The sequence below is a fragment of the Enterovibrio norvegicus DSM 15893 genome, assembly GCF_900115495.1.
Classification (GTDB): domain Bacteria; phylum Pseudomonadota; class Gammaproteobacteria; order Enterobacterales; family Vibrionaceae; genus Enterovibrio; species Enterovibrio norvegicus.
This window is the reverse complement of the sequence record NZ_FOWR01000038.1, coordinates 23,595-49,889: the sequence shown is the minus strand read 5'-3', so window position 1 is coordinate 49,889 and position 26,295 is coordinate 23,595. Positions and strand designations below refer to the sequence as shown.

Genomic DNA, 26,295 nt, shown 5'->3' with positions numbered 1-26,295 from the left:
TCGCCCTCTTCGGTTTTGACACGTTTGCTGCTCGTGCCATTCCGACTGTTGTTTGATGGCGACTTTTGATGTTTTTCGTAGCCTAGGTGCTCATCCATTTCAGCATTCAACGCTGCTTCGACGGTGATTTTTTTCAACATCTGGCTAAATTCGTTCAAGTCCTCAGGTGTTTTGATACCTTTGGCTGCTTCCTTTGCGAAAGCTTCGAGTTCTTTCTTGTTCATGCGCATCTGCCTATCCTTAACTCTCATTAGAGTATGGTGTGATAGCCAGTTACACAAAATTAGTTACAGTCTCCCTTAGTAACTTTAACTCGTAACTTCTCTTTCTGGTAAGGGTGGTTTTTCTCTGCCAATCTTTGATTTAAAGTTGAGAGCGTCATTCTTCAAGCCCTTAAATTTATTGCGATCGGAGAATCCAATAACCCCATCTATAAATGTTTCCAAATTCATTGAGTTTGTCCAACGCTCATGCTTCAATATGGTGCCGAACAACAAGTCACTGTCAATAGGGAGATACATTACACCCGTGTAATCATGATAGTTAATATATCTAGCGTTGATTCTTTGCCTATGTGCGAACTGAATTCTGCAATAGTCTCTTAGTATAAGACCGACGGTAGTTGATAGTAGCTCTTTATCCCCATAATCAAAGCGTTCTGCGGTTTCTAGTATGCCTTCTATATGTGCTGACAAAGATGTGAAGTCTTCGCTACTAAAAAAACGCAATGATTCTATTACTAGATTTTTGAAATTCGGCTCCTGATTTTCAACAATACTATTAAGAAGAGCATATAGATCATCGTCATTAAAATTTAGAGTATAGGTCTCACCTAGTGCTTCTTTTAAGATCTCAATAAAATCATCAAATTTCACCCCCAACTCCAATGAAGGATTTTTAATAAGAGCTAGTTCATCAGGGAAGTGATTCAAAGGAAGCAATGTGCTAAGCTTTTTCTTACTTAATGAGTCTATATTATATTCAATATATGCTTCTCTTCTAACCGGTGACTGAGATAATCCCAATAAGAATTTATATGATAGTTCAGGGGATTTAGCGCCTACAACCACGTTTATCATAGAAGACAGAATTCTTTTCTTAGACATTAAATCGAAAAGAGTGTGAGTGACCATATTGGCTAACAAGAACTCAATTGTTGTAACTAATCTGTCACTTTGTCCTGTGAAATATAGGTAATTTATGCCATCAACAATGTTCTGAACAACTTGAGAGCTATTATAGATTGAGGTGTCGTTTGCTATCAACTCCCATGCATGGGAATAGGCGCCAGATATTATTTCAGGGTAATATTTTACTAATGAGAAATCATTTAGATAATTGTAAATCAGGTCATTTTGTTCCCGATCCAAACTGCATCTATTAAGCTCAATTATCCTAGATTTCTTCCAATCTGATAATGACTGTTCAGCTTTTGGGTTATTGCGGTCTCTAAATAATCTAGGAGTGTATAAAGGTAGCTCATTAACTTTAAATCTATCTCCTGTGAAATTAAAAATACTTGGCTGATATAGTTTAACCTCATCGTTGAAATACTCTGTTGATTGCGCAATCACAAAGCCGATGTTGTCATAATGGCTATATGGCTTCCCATTATTACCTGTGTTTGGTTGAGTCCAAGCGGGAAAAACGGACTTTATTTCCTTACCACGATGTTGAATAACTATCTTCATTTTGGATAGAGGATCATCTTTGTTGATGTAACCAACGATTTGGCCTTTCTTCCTTTGTGTAATATCTTCGTTCGCTAAAGCTTCTTCTACGACCTGTATGATTTTTTCGCGATCATAGCCTATAGGAAAAAGAGTCTTCCACAAATAACCTGATTTATAGTAGTCATCAGGGTACATGGTTATGCTTGCCGCTTTTCCCGAAAATAATTCTCTCGGAAGTCTTAAAGTTACAACTCCATTCCCCAACTCTCTGGCATAGTACCAAAATGAATGCTGTGAACTATTATAGAAATGAAGGTGTTCCAGTTTATTTCCATAGCAATTTCTAAAATCAATCCACGCTTCACAGGTATGAAGTCCACCACTAAGAACCTTCATATCTTCTCTATCTTTCATTGGGCGAATAACGAAGTTACCCTTTAAGACATGCTCGAGCGCGTGTTCTGTAAGTTCTAGTTTTTTGCCATCTTCTTGTATGAACTCTAATAACATCCACTTATCCTATACTTGTCGACGAAATTTTTATAACTCAATCACTCTGTTGGAGTATGTGAAGAAGAATGGCTATATTTTTCTCGGTTCTTAACTCTTCATTTGGAATGCACAATTTTATCTCAGCAATACTTTCATTACTTGTGATGTGATACCAGTCGGCGGCAGTGCTTGGACCAGAGAGATGAATCCAATCTGCGGCAGTGCTTGGACCAGACACAAAGATCAAGTCTGCATATGTTGGAGAAGAATCTAGAAGTTGAATTGGACTTTCATGACAATTATCGGTGGTATACACATAAGTAGCTGCTGGTGACGGCCCAGAAAAGTGTATCCAATTAGCAGCTGTCGAAGGGCCAGAGAAGTGAATCCAATCAGCAGTAACAGATGGGGTTTCTGCTATAGCTAGCTGTTTGTCGGCAGCGTAGACTAGACTTGTTGACGCTAATAACAGTGTTATTAACAATATTTTTTTCATAGACGCCTAATCCTCTAAATGCATACGCACAATTGATGTCTGGGTTACACAACTACACCACTCAAAAAATAACGTGGTAGCTATTAATTCTAGTGCCAAAAAACAAGCGTGACTAATCAGCTTAAATGAGTGGTTAGAGGTTTTTTATCGTGTATAAAAGCTTCTTGCCTTGTTCTGTAGGGATATAGAATCCTTTGTTATTTCTTTGTAGTAAGGATAAGTCTTCGAATTTTTCAAGCACTAGGCGCTCTGATGTACACCCCACATAGCCCTCGTCACCCATAGCCCGAGCTACATGCCTCATAAACATGACTTCTTTAGTCGAAAGTTGAGAAACAATACGAGCAAAATTTAATGCTAGAAAATCGTTTTCATGTTGCGTCTCGCCGGCATCCTCAATCTTATGAGATATAGCCGCCTCATTGGCTAGTTTCTCTAGTGCTTTCAATTTTACGCGTTGTCCTAAAACATCTATTTCAAGTTCATGTGACTTAAGTACTTTCTTAAATAGTTCTTGAAATTCTTGCTTGAAGTGAAAAAGTACAACTAAAGTAACCAGTGGCCAAACTAACACATCAAAATATTTAAGGACTAACTCTGCGATTTCCACCAAACCTCCAACGTCATTTTATGGGAAAAAGTACTACACCCAAAGCTCCTGCTTTTACAACTAATACTTAAGCTGAGTTAAATCGCGTACTTGTTCTTTTCATCATCCAAACCTTTGTTAGTCACGGTTTGTAAACACTTTTTCTTTAAGCTTCCTCAATAGTCGAGAATAGGATATTACTTGAACATTTGGATGCATCCGATTCCAAGCAGCTTTAAATTCTCTAATCATTTCTAAATCTGACTCTTCTTCCGTCCCTATCAGGATAATGCCCCTAGGCTCACGAAAACCATTAAGGCCTAACTCATCACGCAGATATGCTTGGGATTTAGATGCATTATCAATGTAGCTAATTAATTGGCAGATCCCCTTGTTAGAATCTGCGGAAAGATAGACTCTTTTACCTTTATGAACAAAAGCTTTTTGCCGAGGACCTTTTAACTCGAGTATAAACCACTGCAAACCATCACTATTTGCGCCAGAAATGACATAATCTGGAATCATTCCGCCTTTTGCATCCCCCGCAGAAGGGCGCAAAACTAATTTAGGGTATATCCAAGTCGCGTGGTGGCCTGTGGAAAAAAGAAAAGCAGTTAAAGCTAATACTTCAGGATTGCTGGAAAAAAACTTTTCAACTTCAGTTTCACTTGCCTTGTTATTTACTAAAGATTCAAATTCAAAGTATTGTTCTTTCGTAACACCATGTTGCGATACATAGTTTTTTTATTCGGCCAATGCTTAGGCCAGTTTTCAAAAATAGAATCTATGCTTGCTGGTCTTATTTTTATCATCCAAAATTCCATTACAGTCAACAGCGTGAAAATTTCACGTTTATTTCAATGCTACCGCCCTCAGCTTCTCGGCATGCAATACGCCATCATTGTCTAATTTTTCTAGCGTGAATGTACGACAGAGTACATAAGGGTAGTCATGATTTAGTTCGCAGTTGTGGTGTGATTTGTGGGAATTTGTTCAATTTAATTAGGTGCTTGCGTGGTTAGAAGGTTGGCTGCACATGGCAGCCAGAAGATTACTATTTCCCCTTGGTCGGAGAAGGGCTCATACGTGTTATAGCAATCCATGTGACAACTGTTCTAACGGAGGATATGACTTCAAGTTATATTCACTTCTAACTGATTGAACATCTCTATATGTATTTGCAACTTGGTCAAGTGATAGTTTTCCTAATGGATTGTACCCGCCAGGTTGGTAATCTTTAGTTTTGTCTGGTAAATACCCTAAAAAGAATTTATCACAGCTTTCCATATGTGAAGTTGTTTCTGAGATTGTTGTGGGAAGACAATAACCAAAATCTGAAATGCCGTTGTAGTTTTGATATTGCTCCTCGGTCATTTCAATTGTTACCTTCAAGTAGATCCGATACCAAACAGGGTATCCTGCAACACCTAAAATAAAACACAAAACCCCAATGCCAAACTTAGTTCCCAAGTTGATACTCCTCGCTGCTATAACGTTCAAATAACGGGTGTTTACTAGCCAAACCTGAGTAATTGCCCAGTTAGGTAAAGCTACCACCCTTCGCTTATCGGCATACAACACGCCATAACTGTCTAAATTATCCGGTGTAAATGTACCACAGAGTGCATAAGGGGAGGCATGGTTTACTTCGCATTTGAGGTGCAAGTGGTGAGGTTTTGTTCAAGGGAATTAGATGGTTGTATGGTGAGAGGGTTGTGTGTGTGGCAGCCCGGTTTAAGTCAGCCAGCTAAAGTAAGATCCGTCACTCTCAATTTATCCCAGTGGATTTGTATAACAGGTTTTGTTTTTTGGCGGAAGTCGTGAGCTGACATATCATTTTGTACTTCGATGATGATGGCTGCACCAACAGGCGTCGCACTAGCAATAACGTCGACTTTTTCTAGGTCCTGAGCAAGAGCGGCAACATACTCTTGGAAGAATTCATTATCAGGCGGGAAGGGACATTCAACATTGATATCCGATTCAGTAATCTCGCGTAATGTTAACTTATATTTCATTTAGTTCCTCTCTTATAAAGCTTCTCAATTGAGCTTACGCTGCGCTTTTTGCATTAAGTCCAAGTTCTCGTAAAGTGTACTCATAGTCTTCACATTGCTTGTCCCACAATAGGTTCAGCTGGCGAAGGACTCTAAAGCAAAAGGCAAAGTCATCAATATTGTCGGCTGCTTTGACTACAAACTGAAACTTGCTTGAGGAAAGTTCATTTCCAATGATTTTGATTTCTGTTGTCTCGCGTACATACTGTATTTTTAAGTCTGCTACTCCAGACTCGACCTCATAGCAATCGAAGTCGCACCCAGCCGCATCGAATGTACCTAACTCAAGTAGTTGTACAATAGCGGTAATTAGATCGAAATAAACCTCTATATCCTCAAAGTCTGGGATTGAATAGTGGTGCTCCACTTTATTTCGAACATTGTTTAGTCGTACTAAATAGCGGGAATTAAAAAAACCTATAGCACCTATAAACTGCAGTTTTTTCTCTATCTTTATGTTGCGTTTCTTAAATAAAGTTCGGAGGTTATAGACTTCAAAAAATGTATCGAGCTGGCAATCAAGTGCTCGTTTTAGATGTGAAACACAGTTGATCAAACTTACAGGAGTATTTCGACTCAACTCATCTTCAGCAAACCTTAGGTATTCTCTGGGCGTTACTTGGAATTCAGTTTTCACACTAAAAGGGTTTTCTTTCCCTGAACCCTCAAAATTATGGATATTCTCTGCAAGGAACTTCTTAAATTCATCGATACTATTCAATCTGTATAAATCCTACAAAAACACATAACAGTGTATTGGATGAAAAATTTTCCGGTTCGTACATGACATTTTATATCTAAATAAAATATAGCTACACCGATCGTCCGGTTAGATATTGATTCAACGCTACCGCCCTTCGCTTCTCGGCAAGCAACACGCCATCACTGTCTAAATTTTACGGCGATAATATAACACATGGTGCATAATGGGGGCATGATTTAGATCGAAGTTGAGGTGCAAGTGTGGGTTTTGTTCAATTGAATTAGATGATTGCAGAGTGAGAGGATCGGTGGCTTTTGCATTAACCATTAAAACTTCGCTCAATTCTTTGAACGACCAATTCCCTCACTTTGGCTGAAAGAAAATGTGAGGGGATGTATCTAAGGCAATAAGAGTGACGCGTTGGTCGAGATGTTTGCTTGATGTAATTCAGAATAGCCTCTGCGTGCTCTTTGTCCCATGCCCACAGCAATTTACCTCGGATTTCCCATTGCCAATATGCATCAATTGGCCAGTTCAACTTATGCTTTCTATTTGAGTGGCAATGAGAACATAGAACTAAACCATTAGTAAGCAGTGGGTAACCGGCATCACCTGAGTCACCGCCACTTCTTAGAAACTGTCTGGAGCTTGATGGAGGCTTCCAGCTTATCTTAGAAGGAAACCTTTCGAGAACCCGCCAGCTACCCCATCTATGAATCGGTCTTGTCTCATCAGGGTGAATCTTACGGCTCGATAAAAACTTAAACGGCTCTTCGAATTTAGCTAGCTCACCACAATCAGGGCACTTTATGTCTATTGGCTTGTCATTCATTTGGTGTTCAAGTTTGAATTATCATTCATGTAGGACAGCTTACGTGAGCAAAGGACGTACATCAAAGGAGGCAGTCCGCGCCGTGACTTGGATTAAACGCTTGCTCAAATTCCCCGCTGTCAGAAAACCTAGATCTTGCTTATGAGACGAAAAACTCTAGAATAAATACTGTATAAATGAACAGTATAAAATATGAACATTATCCCTATGTTTGCCAGTGCCGGTATCACTGGCTTTGAATCTCCAGCCAGCGATTACCGCCAACTTCCTCTAAGCCTGGATGAACTGCTCGTCGAGCATCCAAGCGCGACCTTCATTGGTAAAGCGTCGGGTGAGTCTATGCAAGGTGTGGGGATTTTCGACGGCGATATCTTGGTTGTTGATCGTCACGTTACCGCCAGAGACGGCGATGTGATTGTGGCGAACTTAAACGGGGAGTTTATCTGTAAGCTTCTTGATGTCCCGCGTCGACTTCTGCTTTCAGCCAATGACAAGTATTCCTCTGTCGCTATCACCAAACATGACATCTTCACGATAGAAGGGGTTGTGATCCGCTCAATTCGTTGTCACCGTCAGAGTCCGCTTCTGTGTTCGCGTTAGTCGATGCTAATTCCTTTTACTGCAGTGCTGAACAGGTGTTTAGGCCTGATTGGCGGGGCAAACCGGTCATCGTGCTTTCTAATAACGATGGCTGTGTCGTTGCAGCGAACCGCCAAGCAAAAGAGGCGGGTATCGAGAAGTTCAAACCTTACTTTCAAGTCCGCGCGCGTTGTGAGGCGGCAGGGGTGATCGTCTGTTCATCAAACTATGAGCTTTATGGCGATTTGTCAGAACGCATGATGCAGGTGATAGGGCGCTTTGCACCCGAGCAGCATGTGTATTCCATCGATGAATCGTTCCTGTCATTTCATCGTTGCAGTGCGGTACCTGATTTGCAAAAGCAGGGACAAGCATTGCGCCAAGCGGTATGGAAAGAGTGCCGATTAGCTGTAGGCGTAGGTATGGGCCAAACATTAACCTTAGCGAAGGCGGCAAACCATGCGGCGAAGAAGATAGCAGGATACAAGGGTGTCTGTGTGTTGGATTCAGAAACAGCGCGTATTGAGGCGCTTTCGCACATGGAAGCTGGGGATGTCTGGGGCGTTGGCCGAAAGATTGCTGCACGGTTGAAGTTTCAGGGGGTGAACACGGCGCTGCAGTTATCCAAGATGCCTACGGGTCTTGCGCGTAAGGAATTCAACGTTGAAATGGAACGCACCGTCAGGGAGCTAAATGGCGAGGTGTGCAAAGGGTGGGACGTGGCCCGCGCGGACAAGAAGCAGATCTTCTCAACGCGATCGATGGGTGAGCGAATTCAGGATGAAGAATCGCTACGCCAGGCATTGTGTAAACACGCGGGCATTGCGGCGGCGAAGTTGCGCGCACAAGGGTCACTGTGTTCGGTGTTGATGGTGTTTGCGGGTAACTCACCGTTTGATGAAAGGCCAAAGAGCTTTAAGCAGATGGTGCACTTTGCGTTTCCGGCAGATGACACGGCGGTGATTACGTCGGCAGTAGCGTCAATGGTACCCAAGCTATTTCAAGAAGGGGTGCGGTATTATAAAGTTGGCGTCGGGTTACTGGATTTGGTGAATGCAAAACACGTACAGCCAGATTTGTTTAACTCTCAACCTGGTAATCCAGCGCTGATGCAGGCATTCGATGGGCTAAATCAGCGTTATGGTACCGGCGCGGTGTTTATGGCCGCGCAGGGGATCGATCCGAAGTGGGGCATGCGACGCGAATTCTTGTCACCTCAGTACACCACGCGGTGGGATGATGTGCCGGTGGTGAGGTGTTGAAGATGCTGTTTTCAGTGTGCATCCTCAATACTGACCTCTCTTCGCTTGTTGCTAACGCATTGTGTTTGGTTTCTTTCGATTTATATGCCAGGCGCTTTCAATTCATCCCATCTTGTCTCTGGCCAAGAATGGCATCTGCTTGTTTAGAAGACGTCTTGATTTTCTTCAATGCACCCTCAAGCTTCAGTCTACTGTGTCGACGCTTTTTGCTCGGCGGAAAAAGATCGGCTAATAATTTTTCCCTCTGGGTGATTTAGTTGTCATTTCAACACTTTTCTATTTCAGTAATCACTGGGTAATTAAAGAAAAATCTATTCTAATAGGTTATACCCTTTAGGCTGAGCGCTGGCGCCATAATAAATCTTTATTAAGTTTTTGATGGGGGTAAACGTTGGTGTCGAAAACTTCGATAATCAGATTTTGGGTTTGGTGTCTTTTTTGGAAAAGAAAAGTTATTAATACACAACCTATAAAAATGATGTGAAAAAGCGCTGACGTTTATCAGCGCATGTTGGTCAAATTAATTTAACGGCGAGTAGAAAATATTTTTACTGAGCATTAGTTCAACTCATCAAAACCATTTACTCCTAAAGGTGCACCACCACCACTCGCATCCTGAGCGACTGCACCATAGAGTTTGCCGCCTTCTAAATTAAGTGTGACGGGTCCAATGGCCACTGTTTTTGAACCCGCAGGTGTAATTGATAAAACAGCATTGCCTGGCATAAAACCAACACCTGTTACGGTTTGCTTGTAGGTGAAATTACTGATGTTTGGATCAATGTTTGATATGTCGTTTGTCGGCGTAATATAGACATCTACTGTTCCAGCAGATACTGATCCATGAACTAACGTTATTTTCGCTTCCGTGGCCACTTTTCTTCTATCTTCTTCGAAAGGCAGGAGTTCAATATCAAACGCATCGGAAGCATCCACGGAACCTAGAACCACCGCATTGTAGAATTTGCCTTGTTCCAATGATACGGGCACATCGCTGAGTACATCTGTGCTGAGTGAAGGCACATTAACAGTGATGTTCTGTTGTCCTGATGGCACGGGTAAAAAAGCCGTCTCATTTTCATATGTTAGGTTGCTTACTGCAGGTGGTGTGCTGTTGTTCAGCAGAACATTCACTGCAGGTGCATCAGCGACGGCGTGCACTGCACGCAAATCAGCGCCTGTTGTTTGGTCAAAAAGTACTGATGCACTTTCACCTGAGGCGGTTAGCAAGACAACGGGAGAGGTGGAGTTACCGCCATAGACATTGGGGGCAGCAGTAACAAGAAGGTCGCTACCGGATGTTAATGATAATGTACCACTGTCAAAGACGACATTCTGAGTGCCGGCGGGTGTAATGCGAATTTGATAATCGCCAGCTGGAACGGTGAGTTGATCACTAAACTGTCGGTAATTCAACGTTAATGTAGGGGTTGTCGTGGTGAGATCTTCTGCCGGCGTTGTTATATAAACATCAACTGTTGGGGCTGCGGGCGAACCATGTACAGCTTGCAGTCGAATATAACCCTCAGCGATTGGAGAGTCAGCATTCTCAACGACTAACACTTCTAAAGAATTATCGGCGATGCTTCCGATAGCGATGGCTGAATAGTTACGTTCAGCTTTTAAATCATAATTTTCTGTTAATACTGTCGGTGTGGTGTTATTTGGAAGTTGAGCATTAACATCCACACTGTAGTTTTGTGCAGATACTTTCTTGAATCCACTACTTTCGCCGTAGTCTAATCCTTCAGTTATTGAAGTATTGTTTGCCAATATATTAACTTTTGGCGCATCAGATCCTGCATGAATTATTCTTAGTGAAGATTGATTGTGTGAATTATTGTTGTCGCTACCACAACCATACAAAGCGGTACCAGATAATAGAACAATTAAAGTCATCAAGTTTTTCATCCCGTTACTCCTTCTTTTTTCAACGAGTAGTGATGTAACGTGGTCGATTTTGTTGACGATCACATGGCTCAATTATATGTGTTGGTGTTTTATGTCAACATAAGGACATTATCATGAATGATTGATCTGATTTGATGATTAAATATTTTATTTAAGATGTTGAAAGCTCGGTATTTAATTTAAATTGATGGTGATTAAGGTTTTTTTATATTTGTTTTTTTAATTAATTTTAATTCCCAAAAATGAAACTGGATTCTATTTAATGATTATTGTTTTTATGATATCGAATGCTTATTACTTTTTAAATTGTAAACATGTTGAGGTTATAAAATTGGATGTGAAACATTGGTTTTCTAGACAGTATATCATTACGAAAAGGTAATTAATGGAGATTGGCCAGGAATGGGAGGGAGGAAGAAACATAATCTATGTAGAATGGTTAATGTACCTGTTCATAAGCTAAATAAAAAAGCCACACTGATTACGTTGTATGAGAGTAACAAGTATCGATAGAACTCGAAAGCGTCAGAGGACATAAGAACGGTTTGACCCGATATTCACGCCAAAGTACATAACGCGTGACAATCCAATTACACACTGAGAGAAAAAGCCAGTCTGGTGACGCTAACACGAGCATTAACTGCATTCTTAGCTGATGGGTATCAGAGAAGTGGAAGCATCACTTCCAACCCTGTATCCATTTCTCGTTGTTTTTAAGCTCAGTCCAATCAATGGGATAGTGGTTTTTCGAAAGAACAGCTTCCAATTGACATGAAATCACCACGCCTTCTTCATCAAACTCGATGTCAGAGACGAGAAAATGTTTCTCTCGGTTCCTAGGTGTTACTGCCGTCCATTTGCTGTTGCGAAGCTTGGCTGGGTTAATTCGGTTCACGCTCATTCCTTGATGTTCACGTTGTTGTTGCGAATAGAAGCATACGGCGTTCGCTATGCTTCAGTTCAATAGACTGTGAGTAGGTGATGCTTTTCCCCAGAGGGAAACAGCAGTCATTGAAGGCTTTTTGTGTCACGTGAAGGTTTAACCCCTGAGCGCATTGCGCCAGAAATCGAGGGTTTTGTCTGAAACGGTGCCCAACTCGGTCGCAGCATCAACTACAAACTGGCAAAGGTTGGCAGCAATGCGTTGATTGCCTAACAGGTGAAGGCTTCTGATCGCACGCGTGAGTCTTAGTTGATTATGATCGTGGGGTTTAAGCCAGATATGATGCTTCGGTGAAAACGGCAATTCTGACGTGATGGTTTCCCCAGTTCGCTTCATTCCCCAAAACTCAAGCATCAGGTCTAAGGCTTGCAAGTGAGCGCGTTGGAGCGATTCGCTACTTTCAAATAATGCACTGTCTTCGGGTGTCACCAAAGGTGCGTGTTTATTGAACTTCGTTCCTTCATCAATCGGGAAAAAGACTTGGATGTATTTGTGGTCATGCTCCAACCAGAAATGGTTGTAGGCCAGCAGTGCACTGATGTGCCTGCCAAATGCGTCAGGGATTTCCCCTGAAAGAAAACGCGCGATGTCACTCATTGTTTATCCTAACAAGCGCTTAAAGATGATCCTTAAAACTGTTTATTCACGCCATTTGGGTTTGCGCGGCACGACTTCAACACCACATTGATAGCGTTTTGCAATGGCATTCAACGTCAGTTCGAGTGCGTGCTCGCTGATGAGCTCGAATTGCTGAGGCAAGGAGTGCACTTTCAGTGGGAGGAAGTCCAACATGCGGTTATCACCGAAGGTTGCGAATTTCATCTTCTGACCGATTTCAGGGTGCACCAACAGCGCATCAAGCACGCCTTCAAACAGTGTGTATGACGTCGTGAGAATGGCGTCAGGCAGCAATCCCATTTTGTACCAGTCAATGACGATGCGTTTTCCTTCTTCTTGTGAGAAGTGATCACCGTAAGCGACTTGGGTCAGCACATTGCCTTTTCGTGCAGCGGAGAGAAAGCCTTGCTCACGTTCTTTTGATACGCCTAACTCAGCAACAGCGCCAACCAGCCCGACGGAAGCAACGTCGTGGGTGATGAGCTTTTCGGTCAATGAGAATGCGCCGTCTAAATCCTCGCTGATCACACTGGCAAAGGTTTCGTCATCTAATGCGCGGTCAATGGCAATAACTGGCGTACCTGATGCTTGAATAGATGGATAGAACTGCGTATCGGCGGGCAGGGCAGTAGCGACAATCAGGGCGTCTATTTTTCGACTCACTAAGGTATTCACCACCTGCATTTCGGTGTCAGGATCGTCGTCTGAGCAACTGATGATGAGCTGATAGCCTGCTTGACGAGCATTGCGTTCAAGCAACTTGGCAATTTTGGCGTAACTGGTGTTTTCAAGGTCTGGGATCACCAAACCGAAAGATCGGCTGGTGCCTGCGCGAAGGGCGCTCGCGGCGTGGTCTGGGCGGTAGTTGTGTTGATTCACTACTTCCATGACTTTCTGTTGTGTGCGTTCACTGATGCGATATTTCGCTGACTTTCCATTAATCACATAGCTTGCGGTGGTTCTCGACACACCGGCTAAGCGCGCAATTTCATCTAATTTCATTCGATGACGATCCTTGTTCTGTGCGCATGATCATAAAACGCGTTAAGGAAGATTAAGACTCTTTGCATTATAGGCTGAATGGATTCAGCATTAAAGCTGAAAGGTTTCAGCAAGATTCTAAAATGTGCGAGAAGCCTATTTTTTCGATTAAAAGCTGAAACGATTCAGCTAGATTTCAAGCTACGTTTTCAGCTGAAGATGTCAGATAAAGGTTTTCACTAACGGTGAAAGCAGTATCCGAATCGAAAACACGGTATTGGATACGAATCAGTAAACACGACGATGAATTCGAAAGGGTTGAGATTTCTGCCCAAGGTTGAGGAAAGAACATGTTGGAACTGACCACGCAAGACATCCTTTTAGGAAAGCATGCCAGCAACAAAGAAGAGGCGATAAAGCATATCGCGACCGATCTCGTGTCCAAAGGCCTTGTGGCTGACGGCTACGAACATGGCATGTTGGCGCGGGAACAACAAAACTCGACGTTTTTGGGGAACGGTATTGCGATTCCTCACGGCACGACGGATACCCGTGACTTGGTGAAACAAACGGGTGTGCAAATTCACCACTTCGCCAATGGCGTTGATTGGGGAGACGGTAACACTGCATTTTTGGCCATTGGTATTGCAGCAAAGTCTGGTGAGCACCTTGGCATTTTGAAACAACTGACGCATGTGTTGTCGAGTGACGGTGTTGAAGAATCGCTGAAAAATGCAAAAAGCGCTGAGCAAGTGTTGGCGATATTGACCGGTGAAAACCAGCAAACACTGCTGTTTGATGAAGCCTGCATAACACTGCATTTCCCGGTCACAGACTTAACGTCAATGAGTGCTGTGTGCGCAGGGAAACTGAAGAATGCGAGAGCAGTAAATCATGAGTTTGTCGCAGATCTTGTCGCTAAAGCGCCAACCCATATTGGGCAGGGCATGTGGGTGACATCTTCGTCAAAGGGCGTAAATCAAACCGCGTTGTCTTTGGTCACTGTCGAGAGTGAATTCCATCAATATGGGCACCCAGTGAAAGGTTTGCTGACCGTTGCGGGGAAAGGCACGGAATACATCGAAGCACTGAACAACGTCACCAACTTACTTATTAGCAACAAACTGGGGGATGTGTTCAACGCTTCTGCTGCTGATGCGGTGAAAATGTTGCTTGAAGTGCGTCAATCGGGCTTGAGCGAAACGTTCAAAATCAAAAATGCTCACGGTTTGCATGCGCGTCCTGGTGCGTTGCTGGTGAGTGTGGCGAAGACGTTTGATTCGCAAATCTGGGTAACGAACGTGACCGCTGAAGGTAAACAAGTGAACGCGAAAAGCTTGATGAAAGTGATCGCACTAGGCGTGAAACAAGGTCATGAGTTGGCGTTCGTTGCAGAAGGTGCTGATGCTCAACAGGCGTTAGACGCCATCGGGGTTGCGATTTCAAATGGTTTGGGCGAGGGGTAAGTCATGAGCACATTAAATGTCGTTACCGTGACGTTAAACCCAGCGCTGGATATGACAGGCGCGATGGGAGAGCTCAACGCCGGCAGCGTTAATTTGATTTCATCTTCAAATCTGAACCCTGGCGGCAAGGGCATTAACGTTGCAAAAGTGCTGGCTGACCTCGGTGCAAATGTCACCGTGACAGGGTTCTTGGGGGATGAAAACCAAGATCCGTTTTTGCACCTGTTTGAACAGCAGGCGATCACCGACAAATTTGTCCGCGTTGCCGGCGCGTCTCGCATCAACGTGAAGTTGGTTGAAGAGAGTGGCCGTGTCACTGATCTGAATTTCCCCGGCGTAGAAGTCAGTCAGAAAGACGTTTCTGCCTTTGAAGCAACCTTGTTTTCTTTGGCTGATACGCACGATGTGTTTGTGATTGCAGGCAGTTTACCGCGCGGCATGACGCCAGATACCTTGAAGGGCTGGATCCTCGCTCTGCATGAACAAGGCAAGAAAGTCTTCTTCGATAGCAGCAATGCCGCGTTAACCGAAGGGCTTAAAGCGACCCCTTGGCTCATCAAGCCTAACGATGAAGAGTTGTCGCAGTGGGCGGGCCAAGAACTGACATCACAACACGCGTTGATGCAAACCGGTGAAGCACTTGCTGAAACAGGCATTCAAAACGTGGTGATCTCTCGCGGCGCTGACGGTGTGCTTTGGTTTGCCAACGGTGAATGGCTTCAAAGCCAGCCGCCAAAAATGCAGGTCGTAAGCACGGTTGGCGCGGGCGATACCCTCGTAGCAGGGATGTGCTGGGGCGAATTGAACCAATGGCCGCGTGAGCAAACCCTTGGCTTTGCAACCGCGCTCTCTGCGCTGGCAGTGACACAAGTGAATGTGGGCCTTGAGAACATGAATGACGTTGACGCTCTGAAAGATCAGGTCAGCGTGAAGCAAATTACCAACGAAAAAGAACAGGGATAATGCAGATGAAAGCAGTCATCATTACAGCTTGCCCGAGCGGTATAGCGAATACCATCATTGCAGCAGGTCTGCTTGAGAAAGCCGCCTCAGCGTTACAGTGGCCCGTTTCTATCGAGTGCCAAACGAGCGTTAAAGCCGTTGAAAAGGCGTCGCTGGAAACTATCGACAACGCAGAGTTCATCCTTGCAGTGGGTCCCGTTGCTGATATGGTGCGCTTTGCGGGTAAGAAGATGTATCAGGCATCGCTTGACGCGGTTTATCAAGACGCTGCCGCACTGTTGGAAACTGCCGCATCAAATGCCACACCGTATGTCCACACGGAAGTCAGGACTGAATCTGTTTCTTCTGCACAAAAACGTATTGTGGGTATCACGGCGTGTCCTACGGGTGTTGCTCACACCTTCATGGCAGCAGAAGCGCTGGATGAAGAAGCACGTGCACAAGGCATGTGGGTAAAAATTGAAACCCGTGGTTCTGTGGGGGCGAAAAACCAATTAACCGCAGAAGAGATTGCGGAAGCGGACTTAGTGTTCATCGGCGCTGATATTGAAATCGACATGGCGCGTTTTGACGGCAAACGTGTTTACCGCACTAGCACCGGCGCAGCATTGAAGAAAACCAAGCAAGAACTGGCCGCCGCTTTTGAGCAAGCCGAAGTGTATAAGCATGGCGGCGCGAAATCTGAGCAAGGCAACAAGCAAGAGCGTACAGGCGCATACAAACACCTTATGACGGGCGTTTCCCACATGCTGCCATTGGTTGTTGCGGGTGGTCTGTGTATTGCACTGTCGTTCGTCTTCGGCATCGAAGCGTTTAAAGAAGAAGGTACTTTGGCTGCCGCATTGATGGAAATCGGCGGTGCGAGTGCATTTGCGTTGATGGTCCCTGTGCTGGCGGGCTTTATTGCTTTCTCGATTGCTGATCGTCCGGGCCTTGCGCCAGGTCTTATTGGCGGTATGTTGGCAAGCTCAACGGGTGCAGGTTTCCTTGGTGGTATTGTGGCGGGCTTCCTTGCGGGCTACACCGCGAAGTTCATTGCTGACAAGTTAGTGCTGCCGGATTCCATGTCAGCCTTGAAACCGATTTTGATCATTCCTTTGCTGGCGAGCTTGGTAACAGGTCTGGTGATGATTTTCGTGGTGGGTGGCCCTGTGGCCGACATCATGAACAGCCTCACTGAATTTTTGAACAGCATGGGCTCGACCAATGCCGTATTGTTAGGCGTGATCCTCGGTGCAATGATGTGTTTTGACTTAGGTGGCCCCGTTAACAAAGCTGCTTATACCTTTGGTGTTGGTTTACTGGCTTCTTCTACCTACACACCGATGGCGGCGGTGATGGCGGCTGGCATGGTGCCCGCAATGGGCATGGGCTTGGCAACCTTTTTAGCGCAACGTAAGTTTAACCCTCAAGAGCGAGAAGCAGGTAAAGCCTCGTTTGTTCTTGGCTTATGTTTTATCTCAGAAGGTGCGATTCCTTTTGCCGCACGTGATCCTATGCGTGTTATCCCTGCCTGTATGGCCGGTGGTGCGCTAACAGGTGCGCTGTCTATGCTGATCGGTGCAAAATTGTTGGCACCTCACGGTGGTATGTTTGTGCTCTTCATTCCGAATGCTATTACGCCTGTGTTCTTGTATGTAGGCGCTATTTTGGCGGGTACTTTGGTGACGGGTTTCTTGTACGCGGTATTGAAACGATCGGAAAGTACGACGGAAAGCAAGGTTGTGCAGACCGCATAAGGGCCCAGTGGTGGGAGAGCGATTTCTCGCCTTACGGATGATAAAAAACCGACCTCAGGTCGGTTTTTTTGTGCCGTTTTTGCTCGACGATTTTATACATCGCTAACGTTGGATGGTTAGCGTTAGATACCCTGCGCCAAATGCAGGTTTCGTTCGTTTTGGCCGAGCATGAACGTAATATGAAGCTCGACCAATTGCTCACTTTCTTGAAGCCAACTGTCTTTGCCTTGGTGTTGGCAAAATTCCATCATAGTGACAATGCACTGATCGAGCTTTTTTAGGCTCCATCGTTTTACGTCGCTTTCTGCTTGTGTATCGGATGCCAAGGCTTGAAGTTTGGCATAACAATATTGCATGTAGCTATATGCATCGTCGACACGGTCGATATGTTGGTAGTGACGTTGAAGAAGTTGGCAGGCATCGACAAAGTAAGCGATGGCATCGCTTTTTTCTTGCGTGATTGGCGAAGAGAAAAGGGTGGCTGGAGTAGCAGACAAAAGGTTCGCGAGGGAATCAAACTGTCGCGTTTCTTTGTTTTCGTACCACTGCTGTATGCTCTCAAACCACAAATCAAGACGTTCCATGTTTATGTCTCCTGATCCTGTGTTTGAAATGGCGAATTGCGTGGAAAAATCACTGAGGATGCAAAAGCGGCGGCCGAAACCGCCGTTAAGTCTGTGCCTTATATACCAAGGTCATCCATCAATGAATTGGAGTCAGACGCTGCGGATTTTTTCTTTTTCGATACGTCTTTGCCTTCAAGTTGTTTCAGGATTTCAGTTTCAAGGATCGCATCAGGGTTAACTTCTTCACCTTCTTCGAATTCTTCAAGTTGAATGAACTCTGTGCGTTCCATTGAAAGCTCAAGGTAGAAGATGTTGTTGTCTTCGGTATCAAAGCTTACACGACGCGCTTGAGGGCGTTCTATGTTGCTATCGATGGTGACATTGATGTTCTTATTGATCGCCATCATCTTAGGTTGGTTTTGAGTGATGTTGGTGTGCAGAGAGCGTTTGATCTTACCCGTAAAGTCACCCACGATTTGGTTCATGAGTTCTCCTAACACATCGGCGACTTCATCTGAGGTATGCAGGGTAGCAAGTTCTTCTTTCGGGATTCCCATATGGGACATGTATTTCGTGTATAACTCTAGCGCGGCCTTCGCGTCAAAGTTAATGACAACGAGCCCTGAGAATCCTCCGTCAAAGAGGACAAAACAGCCAAAGTCAGGCTTCAGGCTCGTCTTCGTGATCTTTTGCACCATTGCAGAATGGTGAACTTGAGAGTCGGTTGCTTTTGTTAATACTGCAGTAACGGACTGACAAAGCTTCAGCAGAATATCTTCCGTCGTGACGATTTTTGTTTTTCTCATAGTTAACCCACTTGATTTGTATGCGGAACATCAATACAAGTGTGGCACTAAATTGATAAATCTGCCGAATTCTGGCCGTTATGAGGCCTTAATTTTATCTTGCTGCAACTCCGCAGCCAAAAACTCACGTTTAACGTTAACTGCATCCGTGCAAGCAAGTAATTGTGCGCCCATTTTTTTCACCAGTTCTTCAACGTCGATATTCTGTTCTGATGCCGCAATTTCCAGCGATTTACAGGTGTCAGATAAGTCACGCGCTCCTATGCTTCTGGACGACGTTTTTAGCTTATGTGCTGTGTCTTTGAGCGCGTTGTAATCATAAGGCGGTAAAGCATTTGCCATTTCTTGAAGTTCTGGAATGCAATGCTTCTGGAACTCACCTAGCACTTCGTCGTACGTTGCTTTGTCACCCCAAAACAGTTTTTTCAGCACGCTTGGATCAAGCTCCATCGGCGCAATGTTTTGGGGGGGTGTGTCGCTAGAAGAGATAATGTTTGTTGAGGCAGTGCTTGTGTGATGGTTCGAAGGCATTTGCTGCGTAGCATGCGCTTGCTGTTCAGCTTGATCAGCGTGAGAAGTGTCAGATGGTGTTTGAGTAAGGCCACCATCGACGTAAGAGTCTGAATTGGCCATAGAGAGATGCTCGTCAGTAGGGCGACTTTGAAGACGCCATTTGTTCAGGACTTTTTGAATTACATCCATTTCAACCGGTTTCGCGATGAAATCATTCATGCCGGTTTCGATGCAACGCTCTGCTTCACCCACAAGGGCATTCGCGGTGAGCGCGATAATAGGGACGAATTCGTTGCGTTCTTTTTGAATCACTCGAATCGAACGAGTCAGTTCATACCCATCCATATTGGGCATGTGACAGTCGGTAATCACGAGGGTGAAAGGCTGTTGTCGATAGGCGCGAAGTGCATCTTGACCGTCGGCGGTCATGACGACTTTGTAACCGAGGTACGTTAGCTGCTTTTCTATTACGGTTTGGTTGGTGATGTTGTCTTCTGCGACCAGCACAGTGCCCCGATGTTCTGACACACGCTCTATGAACGCTTCGCGGCCAGAAGTGTCAACAACGGGGTAGTCTGGACTTTCAAGGCCAATACAAATGCGTAATCCGCTTAAAAGCATGGAAAGCTTTATGGGGGACGCGTAAATCGCAAACACGTCTTTCCCTTCGTATCGGTGGACGGGTAACGACATGTCGAGTTCGAGATATCGAATGTTGTTAGATGCTGTGATGAACGGTGCAGTCAATTGCTTGGCCTGCATGTAGTCGCGGCAGATGATCACAAATTTTGTGTCTTTGTTGCTACCAACAAGCTTGTGTTGGTGAAGCACATCAAGCGAGACAGTCTGACTGCGGATATTCATGTTATCTAGGTAGCTATCAATACTGGTTTTTAAAGGACCATTTTCAAGCGTATTGAGACACACAACATTGTTCAATGTTTTCGCCGCTTCTGTGAGAAGCAACATATTGCTGTCATCGGGTACGTTGATGGTATTGGAGTGCGGCAGTTTAATGTCCACATAGAAAGTCGAACCAATCCCTTCTTCACTGCGCGCATCAATGCTGCCGCCGAGCAGTGAAATAATGTTCTTACTGATCGCCAGACCTAAACCGGAACCGCCATATCGGCGAGTGGTAGAGTACTCCGCCTGCGTGAAGGGTTTAAAAATACTTTCCAGTTTATCGGCGCTGATACCAATGCCATTGTCTTTGATTTCAATAGAAATCGGCACAACGCTTTTTCCTTTGTCATTGATAGTGTCTGCGTCGCTCTTGATCCAAACCTGCACTTCACCAACATGAGGTTGACCGCCGGAAAACTTGATGCCGTTACCGATCAAGTTAAACAGTATCTGCTTGATGCGTGTCGGATCACCCAGCAGAGAGCTGGGAACCTGTGGGTCAACAAACAACATCAGTGATACGTTCTTTTCGTTGGCTTCTGTCGTGAGGTTATCCATTACTTGTTCAGTAATATGACGAATAGAAAGGGGTACTTCATCAATCCGCATCTTTCCTGCTTCAATCCGTGAAAAATCGAGAATGTCATTAATTATAGACAGCAATGACAAAGCCGATTCACGAACTGTGTTAGCAACGCCTTTTTGTGTTGAATCGAGGTTTGAACGGCGAAGAATATCAATCATCCCGATCACGCCGTTCATTGGGGTGCGAATCTCATGGCTCATGGCCGCCAAAAACTGTGCTTTGGCCTTAGACGCTGATTCCGCGCGCTCTTTTTGGTACAGCAATTGTTCTCTTGCTTGGTTGCGAGAAATGATGTGATCACGGAAAGAACTGAGTGCATGTGAAATCTGTCCAACCTCATCCGGGCGCTCTTTATAGAGAATAGGAATTTCCGTGTTTCCATCAGACAATTTGAGCATGGTGTCGGCTAAGCGAGCGATAGGCAGCGTAACGCGTTTATAGATGTAGACCGTCAACACGATGCTCACCAATGTCATGACGCCGAACAAGGCAAAGAATGAGAGCTGATTCGTTTTGAGCACTTTGTGTAGGCTTGCCATTGAGTTGGCAGCGCGGAAACTGGTTTCCCGCGAAAATTCTGTGAGGGCGGTTTCGAGTACTTTGTATTCTTCCGTACTGATGATTTTCAAAGATTCGATAGCATGTTGCTTGCTGTAAGGGTTGTAACTATCAAATACGCTTTCTATACGACTATAAAAGGCTTGATAGATGATTGATATATCTTGGAGTTTCTCTTTTTCTCCCGTACTGCCGGCATTGTCTTGCAGCAACGCAAGGTATTCTTGGAAGCTTTGTTTATTACGTTCGAAGCGTTCTCTTTTAAAGGCTTCGCCGCTGAGGTAGAAAAAGAGCGAAGAACGCATATCATCGGTTTGCTCTCGAAGAAGCCACAGGTAATGCTGCCTGTCTTCTTCACTCAAGCCACCATTGGTATCATCCTTAGAGGCGAGGGCGCTGATCTTACGATCAAGTTCCGTCACGATGGTGGTGGAAATATACCGCTTTTCGTCAAGCGCCCATGCTTCTCTCTTGGGGTTATATTGTTCGATGACCTCTGTACGTATTTGCTGATAGAGCGACTGATATACATCTTCAATACGCTGCAAGTTGCCGCTCTTTGTGCCATGGATCTTTTTCAATTCCTCTAGAGACACTTCAAATTGGTTCTTATTGCGGTAGTAGGTATCCAAAGAAGCACTCGACCCCAATGCGTAGCTCAGCATGCTTCTGTTCATTTCACCGGCATAGCGCAACATGGAGACTGAAAGGAGGGCGCTCGGGATTTCTAATCGGCTGGTGTTTGTGGTGTCCGTACTGGCGTTGTCGTGCATAACGTAGGTGGACACGGAAAGAAGCATTGCAGTGAGTGTCATTGCGGCCATGATCAGGCCCACCTTACCCACAATACTTTTTGAAAACGGGAATTGATTGGCCCGTTGGATGTTTTGATCAGTCATCGTTTTTCCTTGGTGGCTAACCTGGCCCTTAGAAGTCTTTTCAGTGCGATTTTTCACCGAAAGGGATGAGAGGGTGGTTGCTCTTTATTGTGTTTACTGACGCGTTGAGTTGCTGCCGGATGGCGACAAGGTCATTCAAAATGATCAACTCTGTTTGGCAACATATACTTTAGTTGTTGCTATGATGCTAAGTGCGTATATGTTCCATAAAAGTGACATGCGACGAAGAAAAGATACTAATGCTTGTGCAAAGACAATAAAATCGCATGAATATTTGTTGTTCTGGGGGAAATGATGGTTGTTGAATCAGATGGGTACGCTGCACTGGTTGAGTATTTCGTAGAAAGTTTAAGCGTGTTTTCTTCCACTGATGACAAGATTGGGTCAGAAACCATTGATGAGCTTGTTCATGAACTCGTCGCTTCCCAAATTATGGTGATTTGTGAGCAAAACAAAGACATGCCGCAGAAGCTTCGCTTCGAGGTTATGTCTGAAGCTGACAAAGTGGTCAGTGATTTGGAAGAAATTCTGAGTTCTGTCTGGCACCAAAAGCCAACGTTTAGCCAAATCAACTTTCTTGATGAGTACGTTGGCTTAGTGAAGAACCTGTTTGATTCCGTCGTCTCTGAATGTGCTTAGCACTGAGCGTTTTTGCGGTTAGAGCGTTGCTCAATGAGCAAACCGTCCGTCAGTGATGTGTGGAAAAGTTACCCTGTTACTAAATAGCTCGTGAGTTAGAGGTTGCACGTCTCAAATCCCCCATTAAAATGCGCCTTTACTCTTTTTAGGCGCATTCAATGAAACTCCACGCAATACACCGACTTTACGATGAACGTTTGGCGCAATCGACCAAACCTTTTCGCGCCCGTGGTGCAAGCGTCGAGCGTTGTCGTCATTGCATGGTGAATGCCCATTTGTGTATCTGCGCGCATAATGTCAGACGTGCATCTCATGCTGGCTTCTTGCTGGTGATGTATGACGATGAAGTGCTTAAACCAAGCAATACTGGCCGCTTGATTGCTGATGCTGTCGAAGACACGTACGCCTACATTTGGTCACGTACTTCTCCCAATGAAGAGATGCTTGCTCTGATTAAGGATCCGATGTGGCAACCCTTTGTGATCTTTCCTGAACAGTATTCAACGCCAGAGCGTGTCGTCAATATACCTGTCGTATCACAAGGTAAAAGACCACTGTTTATTTTAATTGATGGAACTTGGTCGGAAGCTAAGAAGATATTTAGAAAGAGTCCTTGGATTGATAGCTTGCCTGTGTTGAGTATTAAGGCAGATGATGCCTCTCGATATAAAATGCGCGAGGCGTGTGGTGAAGGACAATTGGCAACGGCGGAGGTCGCTGCCAAAGTGCTCGCCTTAGCGGGTGATTTGAAAGCGGCAGATTGTTTGGACGCATGGTTTGATGTGTTCAAAGAGCATTATTTAACCGGCAAAAAACAGCGTCAGTTGCCAATTCCAGGCGCTCTGGATCGTTATAAAGACGTCGTTGCGCGTTGTGAAGTGGCATAATGCGACTATTCGGTTTTTCTGTGCGCAAGGGAATTGCGAGCAGCTTCTCAGTAGTGAATTTTGGAACGCCCGTATCTCGGGGTTATTTTGTTTTTAATCACATTCATAACCCTGTGAAATGGGGATAATTTCCGCCATTACTGCAAAATATAAAATTTGGAACAATGGAGTAAAGGATGTATTACGGCTTTGACGTGGGTGGGACCAAAATTGAGTTTGGCGCTTTTGACAGTGATCTTAAGCGACAGGCAACAGAACGTGTGCCGACGCCGGGTGATGACTATGGACGTTTAATTGAGACGCTCGCTGAGCTGGTGGCTAAGTACGACGCGCAGTTTAATTGTGAAGGGTCGGTTGGCATCGGTATCCCTGGTATCGAAAAAGCAGAAGATGGCACTGTTCTTACTGTTAATGTCCCTGCAGCAAAAGGACGCACGTTGCGTGCTGACCTTGAAGCAAAAATTGGCCGCAAGGTAGCGCTGAACAATGATGCAAACTGTTTTGCACTTTCTGAAGCGTGGGACGAATCTCTTCAAGGCGAAAAAGTGGTGCTGGGTCTTATCTTAGGCACTGGCTTTGGCGGTGGTATCGTCATCGACGGACAAGTCGTTTCAGGCAAAAACAATGTGGCTGGCGAACTTGGCCATATGCGCATGCCGATTGATGCATGGCTTCACCTTGGTGAAAACGCGCCGATTTTTGAATGCGGCTGTGAAAGCAGAGGCTGTATTGATAACTATCTGTCAGGTCGTGGTTTTGAAATGCTATATACGCATTACTACCAGACTGAAAAGAAAGCCATCGACATCATCACTGAGTACCATGCAGGCGAAGAAAAAGCGGTCGCATTTGTCGATCGTTATATGGAAATGCTTGCCATGGTGTTTGCAGGATTGTTTACAGGAATTGATCCAGATGTTGTTGCTTTGGGTGGCGGTTTATCAAACTTCGAACTGATTTACGAAGAAATGCCAAAACGCTTGCCAAAATACCTACTTTCGATCTCTAATCCTCCAAAGATCATCAAAGCGAAACACGGTGACTCTGGTGGCGTTCGTGGTGCTGCGTTCTTAAATATTCAACGCTAACCCGCACAAAGCGTCCTCATTGCATGGGAAAGCACTGGACTGATGTTCGGTGCTTTTTCGTTCGTAAGAAAGCCCATGGTCAAGCCTTCCAACAGACGGGTTTATACTGGGTGTTTGCAGGCTGTTTGGTACCTACAATAAATAGAGCTTCTTACTGTTCACTTCTCGTTTATTTTTCTGTTGCCATTTTAAGAGTAAAAAGCCTGTTTTGAATCGGAAATTCTCGCGAACCATGTTCGCTATGCTCATCCTTTTTTTATTTTCCTTGTCTGCTGTTGTTTGGTTTTATGCGGGTGGCGCATCGTCGCACTACGTCATCTCTAGCGACGAGGTTCAATATCGGTACATTGATGACAAAGGTGTAGGTGGAAACACACTCGGAGCTGTCACCCAAAATGCTGATAAATCGGTCACCTTGGGTTGTCAGTTGGGCGAGAAACACCGCTGGCCGTATTGCGAAGTCGCCATCAGTCTAAGCGATGATATTCGCGATGGCATCGATCTCACTCATTATCATTCGATGGTCATTGAAGGCTCTTACCTTGCGCCGCAGCCTGATCAGCGTCTACGTGTTTACCTGAGAAACTACAACGAGGCGTACTCATCGGTTGATGATCCTGTGTCGTTGAAATTTAATGGTTTGGAATACAACCCGACGTTGGAAAATTCGGAAGTCGCTCTGCCGTTAAAAGCATTCCAAGTGTTGTCATGGTGGATTTCTGATCTGGCCGTGCCGTTGGAGCATGCAGGTTCAGAATTGACCAACGTGTCTGTGATTGAGATTGCCACAGGAAGTGCACCTGTTATTGGGGAGCACAGACTGAATATTGAAAGCATACGTTTTGAAGGTGTGATGATTTCTGAAGCGCAACTGTTCAAAAATCTTACCTTCATGTGGCTTGTCGCTGCTCTCATTGTGCTTTGCGTGAAATATTGGCAAAGCCTCAAAGTCTACAAGGAAGAACGTGTACGCAGTGCTCGTCTTCTTGCCATTAATGAACAGTTAAAACAGCAAAGTGAAACACTGTCCATTATGGCGACGACAGATCCGCTGACGGGGTTGAGAAACCGCATGAATGTCCATCGCGACTTGGAGCAAACCATGTCTCGAAAAGCCCGTCGCGAATGTACGGCGCTGGTTATCGATATCGATCACTTCAAACGCATTAATGACACCTTCGGCCATGAGATGGGCGATCGCATTTTGATTGATGTCGCTGCGCTCTTAAAAAATCGTTCTATGTCGACGGACATTGCTGTTCGTTGGGGAGGCGAAGAGTTCGTGTTTTTCTGTCCTGATAGAAACCTCGCTCAGGCGTCATTCTTGGCGGAAAAAATCCGTTCACGTTTTGAAGATAATGCTTGGCCTCATGGTGAGACGATGACATGCAGCATTGGTGTGGCATTACTCAGGAATGATAGCGTGGCAGGGATGTTGGCAGATGCCGATGATGCGCTTTATCAAGCCAAGCAATCGGGCAGAAACCGTGTAGAAGTCTATTCCGATGTGCTGGTAACCGCTTAGTATTCTTTGACGTTACGG

23 protein-coding genes and 1 pseudogene are annotated in these 26,295 nt (G+C 44.8%); 9 read left to right on the top strand and 15 right to left on the bottom strand.

The window, feature by feature from the left end; all coding sequences use genetic code 11:
* The 8 genes and pseudogenes from BM082_RS19755 to BM082_RS19725 all read right to left on the bottom strand — a co-directional run.
* Positions 1-224: transposase (locus BM082_RS19755; RefSeq protein ID WP_244276057.1), on the bottom strand; the 224-nt coding region annotated here is incomplete at its 3' end.
* A gap of 84 nt (positions 225-308) precedes the next feature.
* Entirely contained in the window at positions 309-2,183 is a 1,875-nt protein-coding gene (locus BM082_RS19750; protein ID WP_074928328.1) for a hypothetical protein, read from the bottom strand.
* Between the two features lie 37 nt (positions 2,184-2,220).
* Positions 2,221-2,661 (bottom strand): hypothetical protein, encoded by a 441-nt coding sequence (locus tag BM082_RS19745; RefSeq protein ID WP_074928326.1) that lies wholly within the window; start codon positions 2,659-2,661, stop codon positions 2,221-2,223.
* Positions 2,662-2,794: 133 nt separating this feature from the next.
* Positions 2,795-3,271 (bottom strand): hypothetical protein, encoded by a 477-nt coding sequence (locus BM082_RS19740; RefSeq protein ID WP_074928324.1) that lies wholly within the window; start codon positions 3,269-3,271, stop codon positions 2,795-2,797.
* A 117-nt stretch (positions 3,272-3,388) separates the two neighbouring features.
* Positions 3,389-3,862, bottom strand: a pseudogene (locus BM082_RS19735) (Shedu anti-phage system protein SduA domain-containing protein); the annotation flags it as partial.
* 477 nt (positions 3,863-4,339) lie between these two features.
* Positions 4,340-4,720 (bottom strand): hypothetical protein, encoded by a 381-nt coding sequence (locus BM082_RS24830; RefSeq protein WP_139218808.1) that lies wholly within the window; start codon positions 4,718-4,720, stop codon positions 4,340-4,342.
* Between the two features lie 269 nt (positions 4,721-4,989).
* Positions 4,990-5,268, bottom strand: a complete 279-nt coding sequence (locus tag BM082_RS19730) for a hypothetical protein (RefSeq protein WP_074928322.1) — start codon at positions 5,266-5,268, stop codon at positions 4,990-4,992.
* 34 nt (positions 5,269-5,302) lie between these two features.
* Positions 5,303-6,028, bottom strand: a complete 726-nt coding sequence (locus tag BM082_RS19725; protein WP_074928320.1) for a hypothetical protein — start codon at positions 6,026-6,028, stop codon at positions 5,303-5,305.
* A 1,006-nt stretch (positions 6,029-7,034) separates the two neighbouring features.
* Here BM082_RS19725 and umuD point away from each other — a divergent pair.
* Together umuD and BM082_RS19710 are read left to right on the top strand one after the other, a co-directional pair.
* Positions 7,035-7,442 carry a translesion error-prone DNA polymerase V autoproteolytic subunit gene (gene umuD / locus BM082_RS19715; RefSeq protein ID WP_074928316.1) on the top strand — a complete coding sequence of 136 codons (408 nt, stop codon included), beginning with the start codon at positions 7,035-7,037 and terminating at the stop codon, positions 7,440-7,442.
* Positions 7,430-8,683 carry a Y-family DNA polymerase gene (locus BM082_RS19710; RefSeq protein ID WP_074928314.1) on the top strand — a complete coding sequence of 418 codons (1,254 nt, stop codon included), beginning with the start codon at positions 7,430-7,432 and terminating at the stop codon, positions 8,681-8,683. Before umuD ends, BM082_RS19710 begins: the two co-directional genes overlap by 13 nt.
* Before the next feature lie 558 nt (positions 8,684-9,241).
* Here the strand turns inward: BM082_RS19710 and BM082_RS19705 are convergent.
* The 4 genes from BM082_RS19705 to cra form a co-directional block, all read right to left on the bottom strand.
* Entirely contained in the window at positions 9,242-10,594 is a 1,353-nt protein-coding gene (locus BM082_RS19705) for a DUF4397 domain-containing protein (RefSeq protein ID WP_074928312.1), read from the bottom strand.
* Positions 10,595-11,273: 679 nt separating this feature from the next.
* Positions 11,274-11,489, bottom strand: a complete 216-nt coding sequence (locus BM082_RS19700; protein ID WP_074928310.1) for a TIGR02450 family Trp-rich protein — start codon at positions 11,487-11,489, stop codon at positions 11,274-11,276.
* Positions 11,490-11,633: 144 nt separating this feature from the next.
* Positions 11,634-12,134 (bottom strand): opioid growth factor receptor-related protein, encoded by a 501-nt coding sequence (locus tag BM082_RS19695; RefSeq protein ID WP_017007789.1) that lies wholly within the window; start codon positions 12,132-12,134, stop codon positions 11,634-11,636.
* Positions 12,135-12,176: 42 nt separating this feature from the next.
* Positions 12,177-13,157: a catabolite repressor/activator gene (cra, locus tag BM082_RS19690; RefSeq protein ID WP_074928308.1), complete on the bottom strand. Its 981-nt coding sequence runs from the start codon at positions 13,155-13,157 to the stop codon at positions 12,177-12,179.
* Positions 13,158-13,486: 329 nt separating this feature from the next.
* Here cra and fruB point away from each other — a divergent pair, with 329 nt between their 5' ends.
* From fruB to fruA, 3 genes are read left to right on the top strand one after another with little or no spacing between them, the layout of a single operon-like run.
* Entirely contained in the window at positions 13,487-14,602 is a 1,116-nt protein-coding gene (gene fruB / locus BM082_RS19685) for a fused PTS fructose transporter subunit IIA/HPr protein (protein ID WP_074928306.1), read from the top strand.
* A 3-nt stretch (positions 14,603-14,605) separates the two neighbouring features.
* A complete protein-coding gene (gene pfkB / locus BM082_RS19680; protein ID WP_074928304.1) occupies positions 14,606-15,565 on the top strand; it encodes a 1-phosphofructokinase in 960 nt (319 codons plus the stop codon).
* A 5-nt stretch (positions 15,566-15,570) separates the two neighbouring features.
* Positions 15,571-17,304, top strand: coding sequence for a PTS fructose transporter subunit IIBC (gene fruA, locus BM082_RS19675; RefSeq protein ID WP_074928332.1), 1,734 nt, complete (start codon positions 15,571-15,573; stop codon positions 17,302-17,304).
* A gap of 122 nt (positions 17,305-17,426) precedes the next feature.
* Here the strand turns inward: fruA and BM082_RS19670 are convergent, their stop codons facing one another.
* From BM082_RS19670 to BM082_RS19660, 3 genes are all read right to left on the bottom strand, one after another.
* Positions 17,427-17,888 (bottom strand): hypothetical protein, encoded by a 462-nt coding sequence (locus tag BM082_RS19670; protein ID WP_074928302.1) that lies wholly within the window; start codon positions 17,886-17,888, stop codon positions 17,427-17,429.
* Between the two features lie 98 nt (positions 17,889-17,986).
* Positions 17,987-18,676, bottom strand: coding sequence for a DUF3334 family protein (locus BM082_RS19665; RefSeq protein WP_017007782.1), 690 nt, complete (start codon positions 18,674-18,676; stop codon positions 17,987-17,989).
* A 78-nt stretch (positions 18,677-18,754) separates the two neighbouring features.
* Positions 18,755-22,138, bottom strand: a complete 3,384-nt coding sequence (locus tag BM082_RS19660; RefSeq protein WP_074928300.1) for an ATP-binding protein — start codon at positions 22,136-22,138, stop codon at positions 18,755-18,757.
* A gap of 294 nt (positions 22,139-22,432) precedes the next feature.
* Between BM082_RS19660 and BM082_RS19655 the strand changes: the two genes are divergently transcribed.
* The 4 genes from BM082_RS19655 to BM082_RS19640 all read left to right on the top strand — a co-directional run bounded on the left by BM082_RS19655 (position 22,433) and on the right by BM082_RS19640 (position 26,277).
* Positions 22,433-22,777: a DUF3802 family protein gene (locus tag BM082_RS19655; RefSeq protein WP_017007780.1), complete on the top strand. Its 345-nt coding sequence runs from the start codon at positions 22,433-22,435 to the stop codon at positions 22,775-22,777.
* 158 nt (positions 22,778-22,935) lie between these two features.
* Positions 22,936-23,664 carry a tRNA-uridine aminocarboxypropyltransferase gene (locus BM082_RS19650; RefSeq protein WP_017013592.1) on the top strand — a complete coding sequence of 243 codons (729 nt, stop codon included), beginning with the start codon at positions 22,936-22,938 and terminating at the stop codon, positions 23,662-23,664.
* Positions 23,665-23,840: 176 nt separating this feature from the next.
* The gene (nagK, locus tag BM082_RS19645; protein WP_017007778.1) at positions 23,841-24,752 is read left to right on the top strand and encodes an N-acetylglucosamine kinase; all 912 of its coding nucleotides are present in this window, start codon (positions 23,841-23,843) and stop codon (positions 24,750-24,752) included.
* A 241-nt stretch (positions 24,753-24,993) separates the two neighbouring features.
* Positions 24,994-26,277, top strand: coding sequence for a GGDEF domain-containing protein (locus BM082_RS19640; protein WP_017013594.1), 1,284 nt, complete (start codon positions 24,994-24,996; stop codon positions 26,275-26,277).
* Positions 26,278-26,295 lie beyond the last annotated feature (18 nt).